At 67.8% G+C, this 19,720-nt stretch carries 11 protein-coding genes; 7 read left to right on the forward strand and 4 right to left on the reverse strand.

What is annotated here, in order from left to right; all coding sequences use genetic code 11:
* The 6 genes from AAF604_23585 to AAF604_23610 all read left to right on the forward strand — a co-directional run.
* On the forward strand, positions 1 to 975 hold a 975-nt coding region (locus AAF604_23585; GenBank protein ID MEM7052666.1), incomplete at its 5' end, for a S8 family serine peptidase.
* Positions 976 to 994: 19 nt separating this feature from the next.
* Positions 995 to 2,503 carry an acyl-CoA synthetase gene (locus tag AAF604_23590; GenBank protein MEM7052667.1) on the forward strand — a complete coding sequence of 503 codons (1,509 nt, stop codon included), beginning with the start codon at positions 995 to 997 and terminating at the stop codon, positions 2,501 to 2,503.
* A 34-nt stretch (positions 2,504 to 2,537) separates the two neighbouring features.
* Positions 2,538 to 3,527 (forward strand): class I SAM-dependent methyltransferase, encoded by a 990-nt coding sequence (locus tag AAF604_23595; GenBank protein ID MEM7052668.1) that lies wholly within the window; start codon positions 2,538 to 2,540, stop codon positions 3,525 to 3,527.
* Between the two features lie 138 nt (positions 3,528 to 3,665).
* The gene (locus tag AAF604_23600; GenBank protein ID MEM7052669.1) at positions 3,666 to 4,862 is read left to right on the forward strand and encodes an MFS transporter; all 1,197 of its coding nucleotides are present in this window, start codon (positions 3,666 to 3,668) and stop codon (positions 4,860 to 4,862) included.
* 58 nt (positions 4,863 to 4,920) lie between these two features.
* Positions 4,921 to 5,904 carry a tetratricopeptide repeat protein gene (locus AAF604_23605; GenBank protein MEM7052670.1) on the forward strand — a complete coding sequence of 328 codons (984 nt, stop codon included), beginning with the start codon at positions 4,921 to 4,923 and terminating at the stop codon, positions 5,902 to 5,904.
* Positions 5,905 to 5,975: 71 nt separating this feature from the next.
* Positions 5,976 to 8,786, forward strand: coding sequence for a serine/threonine-protein kinase (locus AAF604_23610; protein MEM7052671.1), 2,811 nt, complete (start codon positions 5,976 to 5,978; stop codon positions 8,784 to 8,786).
* On the opposite strand, the gene AAF604_23615 is transcribed toward AAF604_23610, so the two are convergent.
* From AAF604_23615 to AAF604_23625, 3 genes are all read right to left on the reverse strand, one after another.
* Entirely contained in the window at positions 8,750 to 10,198 is a 1,449-nt protein-coding gene (locus AAF604_23615; protein ID MEM7052672.1) for a sialidase family protein, read from the reverse strand. The genes AAF604_23610 and AAF604_23615 overlap by 37 nt on opposite strands.
* A gap of 73 nt (positions 10,199 to 10,271) precedes the next feature.
* Positions 10,272 to 11,255, reverse strand: a complete 984-nt coding sequence (locus tag AAF604_23620; GenBank protein MEM7052673.1) for a hypothetical protein — start codon at positions 11,253 to 11,255, stop codon at positions 10,272 to 10,274.
* Positions 11,255 to 15,739, reverse strand: a complete 4,485-nt coding sequence (locus AAF604_23625) for a hypothetical protein (GenBank protein ID MEM7052674.1) — start codon at positions 15,737 to 15,739, stop codon at positions 11,255 to 11,257. Before AAF604_23625 ends, AAF604_23620 begins: the two co-directional genes overlap by 1 nt.
* Positions 15,740 to 15,994: 255 nt before the next feature.
* Between AAF604_23625 and AAF604_23630 the strand changes: the two genes are divergently transcribed.
* On the forward strand, positions 15,995 to 18,229 hold the full coding sequence (locus tag AAF604_23630) for a glycoside hydrolase family 44 protein (protein MEM7052675.1): 2,235 nt from the start codon (positions 15,995 to 15,997) through the stop codon (positions 18,227 to 18,229).
* Between the two features lie 62 nt (positions 18,230 to 18,291).
* Here AAF604_23630 and AAF604_23635 read toward each other — a convergent pair whose 3' ends face one another.
* Positions 18,292 to 19,455, reverse strand: coding sequence for a nitric oxide synthase oxygenase (locus tag AAF604_23635; protein ID MEM7052676.1), 1,164 nt, complete (start codon positions 19,453 to 19,455; stop codon positions 18,292 to 18,294).
* Positions 19,456 to 19,720 lie beyond the last annotated feature (265 nt).

The raw sequence follows: 19,720 nt of genomic DNA on the forward strand, positions 1-19,720 counted from the left end.
CACGACCACGACGCCTTCGGCGGCCAGGTGGCGTTCCCGAACAGCAAGATCGTCGGCGGCTTCGACTTCGGCGACAATGACTCCAATCCCACCCTCGACTGCGACCAGCAGCGCCACGCCAGCTCGGTGACCAGCATCCTGGCGGGCAATGGCGGCGGCTTGACCGGCACCGCGCCGGACGCCGAGGTCGTCTTCCTCAAGCTGTCGCGGGCTTCCGACTGCGGCATCCTGGGCTTCGCCGGCGATCTCACCGCCGCCCTCAACTGGGTGGTCACCAACCGGGCGACCTTCGGCATCGACGTCCTGTCCCTCAGCCTCGGATTCGGCAGCTTCGACAACACCGCCACCTGCAACGGCTTCTCGGCCGGCGTGCGCAACGCGCTGCAGGCCGCCTACGATGCCGGTATCACCACCTTTGCCGCCGCCGGCAACGACGGCCTGTGTAACGGCATCGCCCATCCCGCCTGTCTGCCGACGGTGATCAGCGTCGGCGGGGTCTACGACGACGCCATCGGCGAGCGCAACTTCTGCGTCAGCACATTGTCGTGCTCCGGCGCCGATGATCCGGACCTCGGCTGCTTCGCCTGCAACGACGCCAACCCGCAGGCCGACCAGCCTTCTTGTCTGCTCAACACCGGCTCCCTGCTCGACCTCTTCGCGCCCACCCGCTGCGCCAAGTCGATCCGCGCCTCGACCACCAACACCACCGATACCCGCAACTGCTTCGGCGGCACCTCGGCGGCCGCGCCCTTCGCCGCCGGCATCGCGGCCACCCTGCTAGAGGCCGCCCCGACGCTGACCCCGAGCGATCTGCGAACGCTTTTGACCTCGACCGGCGACGGCATCTTCGACAGCCGCAACGGACGCACCATTCCGCGGGTCAACGGCGACGCCGCCCTGAGCGCCGCCCTCGACATCTTCAGCGACGGCTTCGAGTCGGGCAACACCTCGTCCTGGACGAGCTCCGTTTTCTAGGCCGAGCTCCCGACCGGCGATGAACTTCCCCTGGCGTCTCGACGGCTCCGGTGATCGCCGGGCCGTCGCCCTGGTGGACGCCGGCGGGAAGCACACCTACGGCGAGCTCGATCGCGCCGCCGATCGGGTCGCCGCGAATCTTCTCGCCGGCCGTCCCGAGCTCGGCGAGGAGCGCATCGCTTTTCAGGTCGCCCCGGGGTTCGCGCACAGCGCGCTGCTGCTCGGCCTCTGGCGCGCCGGCGCCGTCGCCGTGCCCCTCGCCCTGAGCCACCCCACCGGCGAGCTCACCTACACCCTCGGCGACAGCCGGGCCGACCGCGTGGTCGGCGATGACCACCACCTCGCCGGCCTGCACACCGCCGCCGCCGAGCACGGCCTCGAGGTGACCCCCGTGGGAACCCTGCTGGCGGGCGGCGAAGCCTTCCCCGGGGAGCGTCGAGAGCTGGCTCCGGAGCGCCGCGCCCTGATGCTCTACACCAGCGGCACCACCGGCCGGCCCAAGGGCGTCGTCACCCGCCACGGAGCGCTGCGCTGGCAGATCGAAACCCTCCACCGGGCCTGGGCCTGGTCGGCCCGCGATCACATCCTGCTGCCGCTGCCGCTGCATCACACCCACGGCCTGGTCAACGTCCTGTGCTGCGCCCTCGCCGCCGGCGCCACCTGCGAGGTCGCCACGCCGTTCGATGCCGCGGCCACCTGGCGCCGCCTGGCGTCCGGCGAGATCAGCGTCTACATGGCCGTTCCCACCCTCTACGCCAAGCTGATCGCGGCCTGGGAAGCGCTGCCGAGGGACGAGCGGCGGGCGGCCTCCGACGGCGTCCGCAAGCTGCGCCTGATGATCTCCGGCTCGGCGGCCCTACCGGTGCCGGTGCTCGAGCAGTGGCGCGAGATCACCGGCCATACCCTGCTCGAACGCTACGGCATGACCGAGATCGGCATGGCCCTGAGCAACCCATTGCAAGGGGAGCGGCGACCCGGCATGGTCGGTCAACCCTTGCCGGGAGTCGAGGTGCGGCTGGTCGACGAGGCCGGTGCAACGGTCGCCGCGGGCGGCGGCGGCGAGCTCGAGGTGCGTGGGCCCGGCGTCTTCGAGGAGTACTGGCAGCGCCCGGAGGAAACCCGCCGAGCCTTCCGCGATGGCTGGTTTCGCACCGGCGACGAGGCGGTCTGGGAAGCCGGTGCCTACCGCATCCTGGGGCGCCAGAGCACCGACATCCTGAAATGCGGCGGTTACAAGATCTCGGCCCTCGAGATCGAGCAGGCGCTGGGCGGGCACCCGGCGATCGCCGCCTGCGCCGTCATCGGCTTGCCGGATGAAACCTGGGGTCAGCGGGTGGCGGCGGCGGTGGTGCTGCGACCGGACAATCGCCTGACCCTCGACGATCTGCGCGCCTGGGCCGGCGAGCGTCTCGCCCCCTACAAGCTGCCGACGCGCTTGGTCTGCCTACCGGAGCTGCCCCGCAACGCCCTCGGCAAAGTCACCAAGCCGGCTCTGGTGGCGAGCTTCGAGAGTCCTCCGGAGCGCTGACGGCACGAGCCGGCCTTCGACGTAGAATCGCGCCATGAGCTTTTCCTGGCCCGATGGTTTCGCTCCCCTGCCGGACGACGATTGGGTCCGCGGCTCCGTCGGCAAGCTGGCCCGCGGCTACGACACCGTCGAAGCCCACGGCTGGTACGCCAACCTCGACCCCACCGTCGACGCCATCGCCGACTGGCTGCCGGAGGGTGCTCTGCTGGTCGACTACTCCGGCGGTACCGGCATCCTGACGGAACGTCTACTGCGACGCCTGCCGAACCAGCCTTTCGGCGTCGTCATCGTCGATTCGTCGCCCAAGTTCCTGCGCCTCGCCGTCGAGAAGCTGCACGACGATCCACGAGTCGCCTTCCGCCGCATTCGCTACCACCGGCAAGAGGGCCGCCTCGATCTACTCCACGAAGTGCTGGGAGATGGGCTGCGGGTCGACGGCATCGTGTCGACCAACGCCATCCACCTCTACTACGACCTCGGCGACACCCTCGCCTCTTGGCGCCGGTGCCTGACGAGCGCGGGGCGGGCCTTCGTCCAGTCCGGCAACATTCGGAATCCGGCGGCGCCGGCGGATCACTGGATCATCGACGAGACGGTCGAGCACATCCACCGCGCGGCCGTCGACCTGGTCGGCCTCGACAACCGCTTCGAAGCCTTCCGCTCCGCCCTCGACGACCGCGACCACATGGCCGCCCATCGCGACCTGCGGCGCAAGTTCTTCCTCCCGGTTCGCCCCCTCGAGTTCTATCTCGAGGCCTTCGAAGAGGCGGGATTCAGCGTGCTGGAGACCGATTGCCGGCCGATCGAGGCCCGGGTCGACGAGTGGTTCGAGTTTCTCGCCGTCTACCACGAGGGCGTCCTCGGCTGGGCCGGCGGCGCCGAGAAGATCACCGGTCACAGGCCCTCCCCCGCCACCATCGCCTTGCGCAAGCGCTTGATGCGCCAGGCCATGGAGCGGGTCTTCGACGGCCACGAGTCCTTCCACGCTGCCTGGACCTACTGGATTGCCCAACCCCGCGCCTGAATCGTCGTCACCACAGCGACACCAGGCACCTAGGAAAGAGAGCCCTGCTCTCGCGGGCCGGCGATTCGCTCGATCGCTGCCGCTTCCGAAGACCTAGACCACCCACGACATCGCGACGACAACCCAGGAATCACCACCGTGAGCTCTTCCCAAGTCAGCTGGCGCCGTACCGTGCTGGTGCCGTCGCTCTTCCTGATGATCTCGATGCTCAACCTCACCCTGGTGGTGGCGGGGTTGAAGGAGCTGATCGTCGACGAGCTCGGCGGCACGACCCGCGACGCCTCGCTGTTTTTTTCCATCGAGATGATCGCCTACGTCATCTTCGCCCCGCTGTGGGGGGTGCTCAGCGACCGCCTCGGCCGACGGGCTCCCCTCGCCGCCATCGGATTCCTGGCGACGGCTCCCCTCTACGCCCTCTACGGCTGGGTCGACACCATCCCGACGCTGCTGGTCCTGCGCTTCATCCAGGGCGCCACCGCCGTCCTCGGCTGGTCGACCCTGATGGCGATGGTGCTCGACCAACCGGACCGCAAGAAGCGCGGCCGCTACATGGGCCTGATGGGCGGCGCCCTCACCCTCGGCGTTTCCCTCGGAGCTCCCCTCGGCGGTTACATCACCCGCGCCTACGGCCCCCGAGCCCCGCTCGAGGCCGGCGCCGTCCTCTTCCTGCTCATCGGGCTCGGAACGCTGTTCTTCCTGCGCGATCGCTACACGGTGCGGCGCCAGGTCGGCCTGGGCGAGATCGGCACCACCCTCAAGCGACAGCCGCGGCTGCTCCTGCCCTACCTGTTCTACTTCGTCGACCGCCTGACGGTGGGCTTCTTCGTGGTTCTCTTTCCCCTCTACCTGGGCAGTCTGGGAGTCGAAGACCCAGCGGTGAGGGGGCGTTACCTGGCCTACTTCCTGCTGCCCTTTTCCCTGCTGCAGTACTTCTCCGGCCGGCTGTCGGAAAAGACCGGCCCGTACCCACCGCTCCTCATCGGCTCCTTCCTCTACGGCATCGCCCTCTGCACTGTGGGCATCACCGGCCTGCACAACCTGTGGTTCGTGATGGTCCTCCTCGGCGTTCTGGCGTCGGTGATGTTCCCGCCGCTGATCACCCTCACCGCCCAGCTCAGCGACGAGCGCACCCGCGGCAGCGCCATGGGCGGCTTCAATCTCGCCGGCTCCCTCGGTTTCGCCGCCGGCCCCCTGATCGGCGCCTGGGCCTTCGAGGTCCAAGGCTACGGCTTCGCCTTCGTGGTCAGCGGCGCCGGCGAGATTCTGGCGGTGCTGGCGGGCCTGCTGGTGCTCTGGCGGCTGGGGTTCTCGACCCTCGAGACCGCCGAACGGTAACCCCGGCGAGAGAATTCCGTATTCGAAGGTGAATCCCTCTGTCCCTTGGAGAATCACCGTGAGAACCATCCTCTTCGGAATCGCCCTATCCGTCGCGACCGGTTCCGCCTTCGCCGCCTGCGACGAGCTGCAGCAAGCGCCCGAGCGCGTTCGGCAAGAGCGGATCACCGGCAGCCTGGCCAAGGCCGAGGCGATGGCTCGCGAGGCTCTCGCCTGTTCCGAGGTGTCACCGGGCGTGGCCCTCGAGCTGAACATCGAGCTCGCTCGCACCCTACGGCGAGCCGCCCTGCATCGCAACGACCGATCGGCGAAGGACGCCTTGGCAGTTCTCGAGGCGGCTGCAAGCCTGGTTGCCGAAGACGATCGCCGCGGCCGCGCCACCCTCGATCTCGCCCTCTCCGACTACCACTCCGGCGCCGAGCTGGCGCAGCGCGAGTTTCCTCAGGCCAGCCGCCTCGCCGAACGGGCCCGCACCGCCTTCGCCGAGCTCGGCGATGCCGTCGGTCTAACCGATGCGACCCACCGGCTCGGCATGATCGCCTTCCAGCGGCGGGAGCTCGACAAGGCCAGAACGCTGATCGAGGAGTCGCTGACGGTGTCGAAGCGAGGCCCGGAGCGGCCGCTGTTCCTCGGCGACTACCACCGTCACCTCGGCTTCGTGCTCTACGTCTCGGAAGACCTCGAGGGCGCGCTTCCCCATTTTCAGAAGTCTCTCGAGTATCGGCTGAAGGCCAACAGCCGGGACGCCAGCATGTTCGCCTACAACATGCTCGGCCGAGCCCTGATCGCAGCGGATCGTCCCGCCGAGGCCCGCGAGCCCCTCGAGCAGGCTCTGGAGATCGCGCGGCAGCTACCCTCGCCCGCCGGCGAGCTTCGCGTCACCCTCAACCTCGGTCGGCTGCACGAAGCCCTGCAGGATCGGTCCTCGGCCCTGGCGGCCTTCACCAAGGCCCGCGACCTGGCCCAGCGCCTGGAGTCCGAGAGCTACGCCAAGACGGCCACCGAGGCCATCGACCGACTGACCGCCGAAGACCGCGACTGACGCTCCGGCCCGGTGCGACGCTCCGCCCGGCTGGCGGGATCTCTCCTCCGGCTGCGTAGAATCCTCTACGTATGCCACCCACCGACTCGGAACGCTGGACCCTGCTCGATCGCCTGCTGAGTGAGGCCCTCGCGCGCCCGCCGGCAGAGCGCCCGGCCTTTCTCGCCGAGCACTGCGGTGACGACGACGCCCTGCGGGCCAAGCTCGAGGAGATGCTGAGCCTGGCCACCGCCGAGGAGCCGCGACTCTCTCCCGGCGGCGCCCTCACTGGCGCCCTCTGGCGCAGCCTGGCGGACGGCGACGACGACCGAATGGCCGGCCCCCTCGCCGTCGGCGACGAGCTCGGCCCCTACCGCGTCGTCGAAGAGCTCGGCCGCGGCGGCATGGCAGTGGTCTACCTCGCCGAGCGAGCCGATGGACTGTTCGACCGCCAGGTGGCGGTAAAAGTGATTCGGGCGGGCATCGAGAGCGACGCGGTGCTGCGCCGCTTTCACCGCGAGCGCCGCATCCTCGCCGCTCTGGACCATCCCAACATCGCCCAGCTCCTCGACGGCGGGGTGACCCCGGACGGACGGCCGTACCTGGTGATGGAGGCGATCGCGGGCCAGCCCATCGATCGCTACTGTGAGACCCGAGATCTGCCCCTCGGACAGCGCATCGAGCTCTTTCTCGAGGTCGCCGGCGCGGTTTCCTGGGCGCATCGCAACCTGGTGGTACATCGCGACCTCAAGCCCTCGAACATCCTGGTCGCCGACGGCGGACAGGCCAAGCTTCTCGACTTCGGTATCGCCAAGCTGCTGCAGCCGGAGCTGGGCCCGGGAGACGATTTCACCCGCACCGCGGCGGTCTTGATGACCCCCCTCTACGCCAGCCCCGAGCAGCTCGAGGGACTGCCGGTGACCACCGCCACGGACGTCTATCAACTCGGCATTCTGCTCTTCCTGCTGCTCACCGGCGGCCATCCCTTCGCCGGTCAGGGCAACCAGCGACGCACCACCACTCGACCGAGCGCCGCGGTGATGCACCCCGGCCCGGCACAATCGGCCCGCCTTCGCCGGCGCCTCAAGGGCGACCTCGACAACATCGTCCTCAAGGCGCTGCGCCACGAGCCGGAGCGCCGCTACCCGTCCGTCGATGCTCTGATCGCCGATCTCGAGAGCTACCTCGGCGGCCGGCCGGTGTCGGCACGGCCGGACAGCGTCGCCTATCGCACCGGCAAGTTCCTCCGGCGACATGCTGCGGCCGCCATCACCGCCGCCGCCGGCCTGCTGCTGCTCGTCGGGCTCAGCTTCTTCTACACCCTGCGGCTCGCCGACGAGCGCGATCGGGCGCGCCGTGAAGCCGAACGAGCGCAGCAGACGGCGAAGTTCCTGACCGATCTCTTCAAGGCCTCCGATCCGGCCGCCGGCATCGCTTCGCCTTCCGGCAGTCGCGAGATCCCGGACGCCCGCCAGCTTCTCGACCAGGGGTCCCGCCGCCTGGGCCGCGAGCTCCGCGACCAGCCCGAGCTGCGCGCCGACATGCACCAGCTCATGGGCGACATCTATCGCCGCCTCGGCCTTTACCCGGAAGCCCTCGCCAACGCTCGGCAAGCGCTCGAGCTACGCGCGACGGGCGATCCCGCAGCCGTCGCAGGTGGCCACCGCTTGATCGGCCAGATCCAGACCGAGCTCAGCGAGCTCGAGGCGGCGCGCCACCACCTGACGGCGGCCCTGAAGCACTTCGAAGACTCCGAGCCCCCGGACGAGCTCGAGGTCGCCCGCACCCTCAACGCTCTCGGTCATACGCATTTCGTCGAGCGCACCTGGACTCAGGCTGCCGCCTGGCACCGTCGGGCCCAGGAGCTGCTCGATGGCCTGATCGCGCGCGGACGGCTCGCCCCGGACCATCCGGATCTGGCGGATACCCTGCGGCGCCACGCCGCCAGCCTCGCCAAGCAAGGCGAGCACCAAGCCGCTCGGCCGCTCTACCGCCGAGCCTTCGAGAGCCTGGTCAAGCACCACGGCGAGTATCATCCGGCAACCCTGCGAGCCTTGATGAGCGTCGCCCATTCGCAACGCCGCACCGGCGACAGGCCCCAGGCTCGCAAAACCTACGACCGGGTCTTCGAGTTGATCGCCGCGATTTACGGCGAGGACGATCATCCGGACCGGGCCGAGGCCTTGGCCCAGCTCGGCAACCTGCACCGCGACCTCGGCGAGGCGACGATGGCGGTGGAAAAGCTGACGGAATCCCTCGCCATGCGGCAGCGCATCTTCGGCAACGATCATCCATCGGCCGCCGCGGCGCACAACGACCTCGCCTTGGCCCTCCGCCGCCTGCCGGGCGACGATCCCGACCACCTGGCGCAGGCGGCCCATCACTATCAACGCTGCCTCGAGATCCTGCAGGCCACCCACGGCCGCCACCATGCCGGTCTGATGGCGCCACTGCGCGGCCTGGCGCACCTGCGCCAGGCATCGGGCGATCTCGCCGGCGCTCAACAGCTCTTCGAGCGCGCCCTCGAGGTCACCGTCGCGACCTACGGCCCCGAGCACCGCTTCAACGTCCAGACCCTGCTGCGCTTGGCCTACCTCGACATCGAATCGGAGCAACCGGCCAGCGGCGAGCAGCGGCTCCGCCGCGCCCTCGACCTGGCCACCGCCTCGTCGGAGACGCACCCGACCCTGGAGGCCGCCGTCGAGTTCAATCTCGGTCTATCGCTCGCCGCTCAACAGCGCTGGCCAGAGGCCGAGGAGTGGTTGCTGAAGGCGCTCGCCGCCATCGCCGAGGACGAGCAGCACGAGGCCCTCGAGGAGATCATCGCCTTCTACTCGGATTGGGGTCGGCCCGAGCGTGCCGCCACCTACCGCGACCGGCTGGCGGCGCTCCCGAGGGACTGAGTCGCGCTCCAGGCGGTCAGGTCGCCGCTCTCGAAGCCATCGAGGAAGAGGCTGAGAGAACCATCGCGGCGCGTCCACCAGACGTTTCCCGGCCCCTGCCAACCGCTGCCCTCGCCCCAGACGACGTGCTCGCGACCGGCGGCGTCGACCTCGATCTCCAGGTAGTCGCCGTAGGGAAAGGCGTAGCCCCGGGGATCCTTGTACGGGGCGCCATCGCCGCGGTCCGAAAGGCGAACCGCGGGCCCCCAGGTTCGGCCGCCATCCCGCGAGCGGCGCAGGCGCGTGTTCCAGAAGCCGGTGCCGGCGGCGGCGTCCTGCCAGACGAGGCGAAAGTCCCCCGGCGTCGGCCCCGCCGCCAAGGCCGGGAAGGTGGCGTGAGCGAAGGACTCCCCGGAGGTCGGTCCCACCTCGACCGGTGCCGACCATCCAGTCCCGCTCCGCCAGCGCACGAAAAGGCGTAGCGGCCCGCCGGCCTGGCGCACCGCCGAATAGGCGACCACCACCCGGCCCGCGCCATCGACGGCCACTGCCGCCGTCGGCCCGAGAAAGCCGAAGGGGCAGCCGGGATCCCAATCGCAGGGCGGTAGCTGCAGCGAGCTGTCGACGACCGCCGATTGCCAGGAGTCGCCACCATCCCGCGAGCTGATCAGCCGAATGTGGGAAGGACCGAGATAGTCCTGGCTGAAGTCGACGGCGGCGAACCAGATGGCGCCGTCGGGCCCCACGGCCCCGCCGTTGTGGAACCAGTAGCGGCCGTCGTCGGAAGTTCGGCGGGGCAGGTCGAAGGTGGCGCCGAAGTCGCTCGAGCGAGCCACCCAGGAATCGCTGGCGTTGAAGGCCACGAACACCCGGCGACCATCGCTCGACGCGGCCAGGATCGGTTTGTCCGACCAGGCCGGTGGAAAGCCGGGACGAAGGATCGTCCAGGGAGCCGACCAGGTGACGCCGTGGTCACTCGAAATCGCCACCTTCACCCCCGGCTCGAAGCCTTCGATCCAGGCCGCCGCCAGGCGGCCATCGGGCCCGGCGACGAGCTGGGGATCGTTTTGGGTGACCGGCGCCGATTCGAGAAGCCGATCTTCGCCCCAGACGACGGCACTGTCGGCGGAGCTGCGAAACACCACCGCCGGATCCGGCTTGCCGAAGGCGGCGCCATAGCGGGTGGTGAGCTGGTAGACCCGCGAGCCAGCAGGAGCCACCGCCAAGGCCGGTTCCCAATCGTCATGAACCGACCAGAGCTGCTGGCTCCAGAAGCCATCGGCGGTCACGTCCGGCGTCTGGCCCAACGCCGGCCGAACAAACGCCTCCCCCTCCGCGGAAGACCCCGGATCCGACCGAGAACCGACCCACCGCGCCCGGCCCTGATGGTCTTCTCGATCCGCCACGCAACCGGTGACTGCGATCGCGACCATCAGGACGACGCTCGAGTAAGACCTTGTCCCCACCATGCAACGAGTCTACCGACCCCGGCGGGCCTCGGCCGACTCAGCGCTCCGGCGCCGCCACCAGCGAAGTCCGGCTCAATGCCTGCGGTGAAGCGTCGAGCCCCAAGGGCAGGAAGTCGATCTCGTGGTGTTTCTCGAGGAGCTTGGTCTCGTCCGGCGAAAGCTCGACCTCGAGATCCCGCAGGGTCGACAGCAGCAGCACTTGGAGCCCTTCGGCGCGGCCGGAACGCTCTGCCAGGAAGGAGCGAATGGCCCTGGGTGCCTCGTCGCGGTGGTGCCGCGCCAGTTGCTCGACGGCCCACACCTCCACCTGTCCGCCGGCCACCGTCACGAAGGCAGACTCCTGCTGGAAGAGGAGCTTCTCGAGCAGCGCCCGGCTCGCCGTCGCCTGCGGCGAGCGGCGTACCATCAAAGCCGAGCGCAGTCGCGGCACGCCGGCCTCCCGGGCCTGGGTACGAATCCGCGAATCCGGATGCTGGCGGGCAATCCCTTCGGTCGCCCGTAAGGCAAGCTCGAGATCTTCCCTCGCCGGCACTTGCCACAGCAGCTCGAAGGCGACCGACGCCGTTCTCGGATCGACATCGGCGTCGGCCAAGCCAGCGCTGACGCGGTCGATCGCCGCGCCTCCAATTCGCAACAGCGCCTCGATGGCGTCACGCCGACCGGTGTTCCCCGTGCGCGGAAAAGCCAAACTCTGCAGGCGATCGAGTATCGCCGTATCGGCCGGCGTCGCCAGATAGCCGAGGGAGGTCACCACCAGGCGATCTGCCCGGCCGGCATCGACCTCCGCCGTCAGCTCTGGCAGGGCAACCCGACCTTCGGCCACCACCAGGGCGACCCGCTGGCGGAGAGAGGCGTGGTGCTTGCTGAGGGCCCGAGCCGCCGTCAGGCCAACTTCGGAGCCGCCCGCGAGGTGCGCCGCGACCGCTGTCGGGAACCCGATACATGAGACGACGAGAGCCAGGGCGGCAAACCTCGTGAAACGTCGAGGAGCCATCGCTGGGATTTGATCTGCGAGCATCATCACCACCCCCTCGCTGTCGTGCACTGGGCATTGGTCAAGCGCTTGGAGTGGGTCACCGCATCGGCAAAGTCGGTCCCGGCTCCCTTCATCAGGTTGACCCGCCCGGCCAGCGTTAGATGATTGGTGTGACCGGCGACATCGAGAAGAATATGGCCGGCTTCGTGAGGCGAGTTGACGAAATCGCTGTAGGGAGCCGCCTGATAGACAATCATCACGTTGATGTCCGTGAGGTTGTTCGCCATCCTGGCGATGGATGGAATGAACGCCTCGCCACGACTTCCCTGATCCAAATTGTTGACGATGAAGTACTCGATGTTGCCATTGTTGCCATCGGCATAGGAGTCGATCAAGTGACGCTCCTCACGGGTCGGGTAGAGGGCGAGCGCTCCCCCCGTATCGAACTCGTCGAGACCGTCCGACAGATCGACGCCGAAGTCATAACCCCCGTTGCCGTTGGCATCCGTAAAGCCCTCCGATCGCTCGCCAGCCTCGTGGAGATTGTCGGCATCTCCGTCGGTGAAATCAAAGGTCCCGTTGCCCGCTCCGATGACCGGCGTCGCAGGATTCCCGTCGTGGTCGTATCCGGTGTCGTTGTATGCCTCGGCCGCCGGCGGATTGACCACCTGAGAAAGGCCCTGGTCGAACTGGATGCAGCACTGCGACCACGTGTCGTTCATCGTCCTCAGGCCATCGGTGACCACCGTGGCTCCACCGACGGCAGCCCCTCCGGCAGCAACCCGCAGCCGATGGAAGCGAACCGAGTTCGTCCTTGTCTCGTCATTGGGCTTCTTGTCACAGACGTCGACGACGGCGCCACTCGTCGATCCCGCCTTGGTGTAGGTCGCCATCACCTTGCCATCGGCACGACCGAACATCGTGACATCGTCAGCGCCGTCATCGGTGCCATCGACGTCCGGTGCCTGCGCGAAGTTATCGTCCACTTGGTCGGCCTGGCGGGCGATGGTCAAAACGAACGCCGTCGAGCGATGCACGTCGTTGCCCTGCGCCGTCAGCGTCATGGCGTTGACCTGATCGAGAGCCGCACCGTTGTTGGGATTGATGTTGAGGTCGAAGGACTCCTTGTCGGCCGTTGGACCGGCGCCGGCGGCGCGGTCGGTGACCCGCACGTAGTAGCGCTCGGCCTCCGTGTCCTCAAAGTTGTTGCGCACCGACGGCGCCGCGGCGGTGCCCTGGAAGGACGCCTCCCAGCGACCGACCTGGATGTGATCCGTCGCCGTGGTGCCCGAGTTGTCGGTGATCTCGAGACCGAAGACGGTCACCCGCACCGCGTCCCGCGCCACCCACACGGCCGGGCCGGGACCGTCCGGGTCGAGCTCGACCAGAATGCGGTCCGGGTCCGGAGTGCTGGCTCGGATGCCCTCGAGGAAGAGGTCGACGTCGCGATCACTCGAAGTGAACCCGACCTCCGTGGCGCGATAGACCTCGCCGGTGTGGATGTAGTTGCCGTTGGCGTTGACCCGCTCCTTGCGCCGCGCCGGGGCCCCCTTCTGATTCCAAATTCGCAGGTTGCCCGCAGCCGGCGTCAGCGTCGCCGGATTCGGTGTCGTCGGCATCGCCGCCGGGTCCGAGGCGCTGTAGGTGAAGCGCACGGTGGCGACGTTGATGTCCACCGGCGCCGGAATCTCCAGCACCATACGGACATCGTCGTTCTCCTGCGGATTGACGTCGTCGAGGGACATCAGGGTGTCGCGGTTCCAGCCATCGGCCCAGTCGACGATGCGATCGTTGTCGTCGTCGTCACCGTTGACCGGCACGTAGCGACCGTCCTGGTCGTTGCGATCCTCGAGATCGTCTTCGGCGTCGGTCCGGTGCGGACCGAAGTCGGCGGTGGTGCGGTTGTTGTCGCTGTCGACATCGAGGTCGATCGTGATCACCGTCGCCACCACCGTGTCGGTGAGCACTTCGGTGAAGGCATAGCCGTCCTTCTCGTAGGTGCACTCGTAGGTCAGGGTCATGGCGACATCGCCCAGAGCGTTGCTCGGCAGCACTCCTTCCACCGCCACGTTCTTAGGGTTGGGCACCAGCGGTGCCGGGAAGGTCACTCCCGACGGAATGATGCTCGGCGGGTTGTTGTCCATGTCGTAGACCTGAACCTGGTTGGGATAGGTCAGAGTCCACTTGTCCGGCGGCGTGTTGGGAGACAGCTCCATCACCATCCACACCGGATCGTCCTCCGGTGGATTGCGCAGAATCGGCTCCACCGTCAGATCCTTGCGGTTGTCGCCGTTGTCGTCATCGTCGTTGAGACCAATGTACTTGCCCGGCGGGTTCTCTTCGATGGCGTCCTCGAAGGCCGAGCGATCCGGCAGGCCGACGCCGTTGTTGTTGTCGCTGTCGATATCGAGATCGACCGCACAGCGGCTGCAGGGCACCTCTTCCGTCGGCCAGTGATTGCCGGCATAGAGCTCGCCAGCGGGATCGAAGCTGCCGTAAGAGAACAGGAAAATATCTTGCTCGTCGTCCTCGTCGTGCTCGTAGGGGGCGCCCACCGGCGGCAGATCGGTGATCGTGCCGGCGGTGACGTGCACCGCCTCGGAGCCGGTGTGGAAGGTCATCCCGAGCTCCGGCAGCTCGATGTCGAAGAAGAGATCGAAGGAGGCCTCGCCGGCGATCAGCTTGCCATCGGCATCGACCTCGTGAACCAGGATCTGGCCGCGCGAGATGCGATCCGGCCGCTCGCGCAGAATGACCGGCCCGAGGCCCGCGATCTCACCGCCGAGCTCGAGCCGCCCCATCTCCGTGTGAATCACCTGGCCGGCCTCGTAGGGCGCCGGCTGCAGAAAGACCTCGGCCGGCTGGAGGCCATCGGACGAGAGATCGATGTGGACCTCGAAGAGCTCGGAAGGATCGATCGGCTCGGAGGTGGCGGCGGCGAAGGGCCCAGCGAGGAGCGCCAGCAGGCTGGTGCTGAAGGCGACGGTGGTCTCACCGGTGGATTCGAACCAATCCTCGTCCGGCGTATCCGGTGGATAGGGCGGCACCGGCTTGGTCGGGATATGCGACGAATGACAGATCCAGCCGACCTGGAGATTGCCGTTCTCATCCCGCGTGTAAACCGGTACCGGCTCGCCGATGTTGGGCTCGTAAGGATCGTTGATCGGCGGCAGCTCGGTGACATAGGTGTTCTCCATCACGATCGGCTTGTCGCCGGTATCGAAGGCGAACCCCAGATCCGGCAGCTCGATCTCGACGAAGACCTCGAAGGAGCTACTGCCGGCGGCGAGCTGGCCGTCGAAAACCTTCTGGACTTCCACCGTACCGCTCGACACCCGGTCGGCGCGCTCGCGCACTAAGACCTGGCCGAAGGAGCTGTCGAACACCCCTAGCTCGAGCTGGGTCATCTCGGTGGTCAAGACGTCGCCTTCCTTGTAGGGCGGAGCCGGACGCTCGACGATCGCCGGCGCCAGACCGGTCGACGACAGCTTCAGCACCGATCCCGAGGAGCAGCTCGGATCGTCGGGATCGAGGGTGAGCTCGACGGTGGCGGTGGAGAGAAACCCCTCCGTGATCGGCTCGGCCGGAATCGGCGAGTAGATTTCGCCATCGGCCCAGAGCTCGTAGACGGCGTCTACCCGCTCCGCCGAGAAGACGAATTTGCCACCGACACCGGAGGATGGATAGACCGGCGTTTCCGACGTCACCTTCCACTGCACCTGGCGCTCGAAGCCGGCCGGTCGGGTGAGAGCGTAGAAGATCTTCTCCGAGTTGCCCGCGTTGGCCGGATCGGCCTTGATCACGACCTCGTAGCGCTCGAAGGTGAGGGCGCGATCACGCCCCGCCGGCCCGGCTCGCACGGTTTGCGTGCCAGCCGATCCCGCCGCCAGCTCCAGGCGCGGACCGAGCTCGAGGCGCGGACGACCGTCGACGGTCCACTCGATCAGGGAATCGAAAATCGCCGGCTGAGCCCGCACCGCCAGCTCCAGGGTCGCTTCGGCGGCCAACCCGTAGGTCCCGCTCGCCCGCTGCTGCAGACGGTAGGGCGCCTCGTCGACCAGCGCGACGTCGGCCGGCCCCACGGCGACCTGCGACGCCGCGATCTCGACCACTTCGAGAAGGCTGCCATCGGTCAACCGCTGGCCGTTCGGGAGCACGTACTCCACCAGCACGCGCTGACGCCCCACCTTTTCGGGCTGCACCTCGGCCAGGGACCAGCGCTCGTCGCGATAGATCTCGCGCGCTCCCTGCCACACCACGCGAACGCTCGGATGGGTGGCGCGCAGGAAACGCAGCGTCGCTCCCTGCGGCACCGCCATCTCCGCCGGCGCGAGGTGCCAGGCGGTGGTCAAGCCGGCGACCGGCCCCAGCAACAGCCGATCCCGAGGCAGGGCATCGCTCACCGCCGCCAGCTCGCCGGCGATGGCGAGCTCGGCCGCCGGCGTCAGGCCGCTTCCCCAGGCAGGGAAGACGAAAAGGAAGAGGGCAAGGGGCAACAGCACCACACGGGCCGGGAGCCATCTCGGCATGGGGCACCTCCTGGGTTCTCGGTCAGGCCGAGGCCCACCGAGGCCATTCAGTAAATTTTCGGGTTCCTATTTATAGAAGTGCATAACTATCGGGAATATGGGACAAGCTCGAAAGTTCTGATAGCCTTTTGACGATAAGTTGCCATACGGCATCGCATCGGCACCGCTGGCTCTGGAAGTGTCATCCGCGGCACCCCTCTCCCCAACGAGCACGCACCGCCGGAGCTTCACCTTCGACGGAGACCTGGAACCGCCATGACGTTGTCGCAGGCCGCTCCCTCACCGCATCCCATCCGCTCTCTTGCGCTCATCGGTATCGCCCTGCTGCTCTCCGCCGGCAGCCTCGACGGCCAGAACCTGACGGTTTACGACGACGCCCTCGCCGCCGGCTTCGACAACTGGAGCTGGGCGACCCACGACCTCGACAACCCGTCTCCAGTGGCCTCCGGCAATCGCTCGATCGCCTTCGAAGCGGACAGCTGGGAGGGCGTCTTCTTCCACTCCCAAAGCCTGCTCGATCTCGCCGATTGGGATGCTGTCGAGGTCGCCGTGCACGGTGGCGCCAGCGGTGGTCAGAGCTTCCGGCTGTTGCTGCAGCTCGGCGGCACCGTCATCGGCGAGGTCGCCACCGCGGCGGCGCCGGCCGGCAGCTGGCAGCGCCGGACCCTCGACCTGCGCGCCGCCGGCCTCGCCTTCGGCAACTTCGATGGCGTCGTCTTCCAGGACACCAGCGGCGGCGACCAGCCGCCCCTCTTTCTCGACGAGATCGCCCTGCGCCGGGACGACTCGCCGCCCCCTCCGCCGCTACCGGTGGCGGTCGACGTCGATCCCCGCGCCGATCGCCGCGCCATCGATCCTCGGATCTACGGCATCAGCTTCGGAGACCCGGACCGCAATGCCCTCGTCGGCTATCCGTTCCGGCGCTGGGGGGGCAACTCGGTGACCCGCTACAACTGGGAGACGGCGGTGCACAACACCGCCTCCGACTACTTCTTTCAGAACATCCCCGACCCGGTGACCGATCCGGCGCTGCTGCCTCACGGCTCGAGCTCCGACAACTTCGTCGACGAGACCCTCGCCACTGGCGCCGAGGTCTTGCTGACGGCGCCGGCCATCGGCTGGGTTCCCCTCGACGCGAGAGAGAAGAAATGGAGCTTCTCGCAGATCAAGTACGGCGCCCAGGAAAGTGACGAATGCCGCTTCTACGGCGCCTCGCCACCGCCCTGGTGTACCGCCGACAGCGGCAATGGCGACTGCAACCCGGCGGTCAACACCAGCGGCTTCTGCTCCGCCGACGGCGAGATCGTCGGCAACGATCCCGCCGACACCTCGAAGGCGGTGACGCCGTCCTACATCGGCGACTGGGTGCGCCACGTCGTGTCGCGGGTTGGCACCGCCGCGGCCGGCGGGGTGCGCTACTGGGCGATCGACAACGAGCCGATGCTGTGGAACTCCACCCATCGCGACGTGCATCCCGATCCGGTCACCTACGACGAGCTGTGGAGTCGCACCCTGGCCTACTCGGCGGCGATCAAGGATGCCGACCCCTCGGCCGAGGTCTTCGGCCCGGTGGTCTGGGGATGGTGCGCCTACTTCAGCTCCGCCTCCGACGCCGCCTTTCCCAACGGTAGCTGCACCGACGGCCCGGACCGCCAGAGCCACGGCAATCTGCCGCTGCTCGAGTGGTACCTGCAGCAGGTCTGCGCCGAAGAGACGGCCAACGGCCGACGCCCGATCGACTACCTCGACATCCACGTCTATCCCCAGGACGGCATTGCCGGCCTGGACGGCCCGGGGGAGGACCCGGACACTGCCGCCCGCCGCCTGCGGTCGGTGCGCGAGCTGTGGGATCCGACCTATGTTTCCGAATCTTGGATCAATCAGCCGATCTACCTCATCCCCCGGCTGCGCTCGTGGATCGATCAGCGCTGCCCCGGCGTCGGCCTCGCCTTCACCGAGTACCGCTGGGGCTCGGACGACGGCGCCAGCAGTGCCCTGGCCCACGCCGAGGCCCTCGCTCTGTTCGGCCGGGAAGGGGTCGATGTCGCGGCTCGCTGGGTGGCACCGGAAGCCGACAGTCGCGTCGAAGATGCCTTCGAGCTGTTCCTCAACTACGACGGCGCCGGCGCACGCGTCGACGGCGACAGCGTGCGCGCCCGCTCCGATCGCCCGGACGACCTCGGGACCTACGCCATCGCCGGCCCCGGCGGCGAGCTCTGGCTGGTTCTGATCAATCGCGCCACCGGCGATCTCGAGGCCGAGATCGAGGTCGCAGAGCCCCTGACCGGTGCCACCGCCGCGGTCTACCGTTTCAGCAGCTCGGACTCCCTGGCGCCGGACGGCACCGTACCCGTCAGCGGCGACCGTCTGACGGTGGTCATGCCGGCCCGCTCCGTCGCCCTGGTGGTCACCGGAATCGCCACCGGCGTGCTGTTCGCGGACGGCTTCGAAAGCGGCAACACCGCCGCCTGGACGGCAGCGGTGCAGTAGCGGCGGTGCCGTAGCAGCGGCACTGCCGCGCGCCCTCCGGCCGGAGGGCGGGCGCTTGTCTTCTAATCGTCGGCCGTCGCGCCGGTGAACGGGCAGCGACCGCCCCCCATGCCCTCGGGCTTGCCTTGGTAGAAGTAGTTGGGCTTGATGTCGCGGTTCTCGTACTTGCGGTGGAAAACCGGCGTCGCCGAGCCAGACACCGGCGGCACCAGCCACTCCCAGTCGCCCAGCACCTCCCGGTTGGCCTCGGCCTCGCGCTCTTCGAAGCGGACGAAGTGGCGAGTGCAGGTCTGATGGTCGACGATCTTGACCCCGGCCTTCTCGAAGGAGTGCAGCACGGCGACGTTGAGCTCGACCATGGCGCGGTCGCGCCACAGGCTGCTCTCCCGACGGGTCTCGAGGCCCATCACCTCGGCCATCACCGGCAGCAAGTTGTAGCGCTGCTCGTCGGCCAGGTTGCGGGCGCCGATCTCACTTCCCATGTACCAGCCATTGAAGGGTGCGGCGGTGTAGGAAAGCCCTCCGGCTTCGAGCCTCATATTCGAGATCGAAGGCACGGCGTGCCAGCGATAGCCGCGCTCGCCGAAGGCCGGGTAGTCCGGATGCTCGATCACCACCTCGAGCACCGCGTCGGCGGGCAGCTCGAACCATTCGGGGTCCTTGCCCGGCACCTCGATCACGATCGGCAGCAGGTCGAAGGCCGTCCCCTCGCCGCCGGTCCAGCCGAGGCCCTGGATGGCCTCCGTGATCTCCACCTGGGAGGAATCGCCCAGCACCTCGCCACCCTTGCGGCGATAGCCGGCATAGCGGATCAGCTGATCATTCCAGATGCGGATACCCGGCTCCCCCGCCGGAGTCTGAGGGAACACCAGGATGTTGGACCGGATCTTGCCCTTGTTGGTCGAGGTCCGAAGGTAGTCGACGATGGCCTCGAACATTTCCTGCGGCTCTGACAGGTCCCGGGCATCGATCAGATCGAGGGCTTTCCAGTAGTGACGACCGACACAGCGGGTGCTGTTGCGCCAAGCCACACGGGCGCCGAACAGCAGCTCGGCGCTGGTCTGGGTGTAGGTGCCGGTCTCGAGAATCTCCTGGCCGACATCCACCAAGCGATAGTCGAGATCACCCTCCGGCTCCACCTCCTCGAAGAACTGGGCGATGAATTCGCGAGCCTCTGCGAAGAGCTCGCGGTGACGGGTCGGGAAGCCCTGCGGTTCCGGAATCATCGAGCTGACAGCCTCCTTGAAAACGCCAAGCGAGGGTCCTCGGAGGGCCGAGGGCCGCACCAAAGACCATGGGCCGCTCACCGGGGCAAATGGTTAGATGTTCCTGTAAACACATTATCTTCTTTTATTTTAAAATATTTGCGCGTAAATTTCTTCTCCTGGACAAAAGTTGGTGTTACAGAAATGTGACAACGCCGATTTCAGAGACACCATCAAAAGCGAAATAGCCTGATTTCACTGGGCAAATCGGAGGACAGGGCAAAGC

Source organism: Acidobacteriota bacterium (assembly GCA_039028635.1).
Lineage (GTDB): Bacteria > Acidobacteriota > Thermoanaerobaculia > Multivoradales > JBCCEF01 > JBCCEF01.

Bases quoted from the DNA above. Each gene is read 5' to 3' on its own strand.
- AAF604_23590 (MEM7052667.1), top strand. From the start codon at position 995: ATGAACTTCCCCTGGCGTCTCGACGGCTCCGGTGATCGCCGGGCCGTC.
- AAF604_23595 (MEM7052668.1), top strand. From the start codon at position 2,538: ATGAGCTTTTCCTGGCCCGATGGTTTCGCTCCCCTGCCGGACGACGAT.
- AAF604_23610 (MEM7052671.1), top strand. From the start codon at position 5,976: ATGCCACCCACCGACTCGGAACGCTGGACCCTGCTCGATCGCCTGCTG.
- AAF604_23615 (MEM7052672.1), bottom strand. From the start codon at position 10,198: ATGGTCGCGATCGCAGTCACCGGTTGCGTGGCGGATCGAGAAGACCAT.
- AAF604_23620 (MEM7052673.1), bottom strand. From the start codon at position 11,255: ATGATGCTCGCAGATCAAATCCCAGCGATGGCTCCTCGACGTTTCACG.
- AAF604_23625 (MEM7052674.1), bottom strand. From the start codon at position 15,739: ATGCCGAGATGGCTCCCGGCCCGTGTGGTGCTGTTGCCCCTTGCCCTC.
- AAF604_23630 (MEM7052675.1), top strand. From the start codon at position 15,995: ATGACGTTGTCGCAGGCCGCTCCCTCACCGCATCCCATCCGCTCTCTT.
- AAF604_23635 (MEM7052676.1), bottom strand. From the start codon at position 19,455: ATGATTCCGGAACCGCAGGGCTTCCCGACCCGTCACCGCGAGCTCTTC.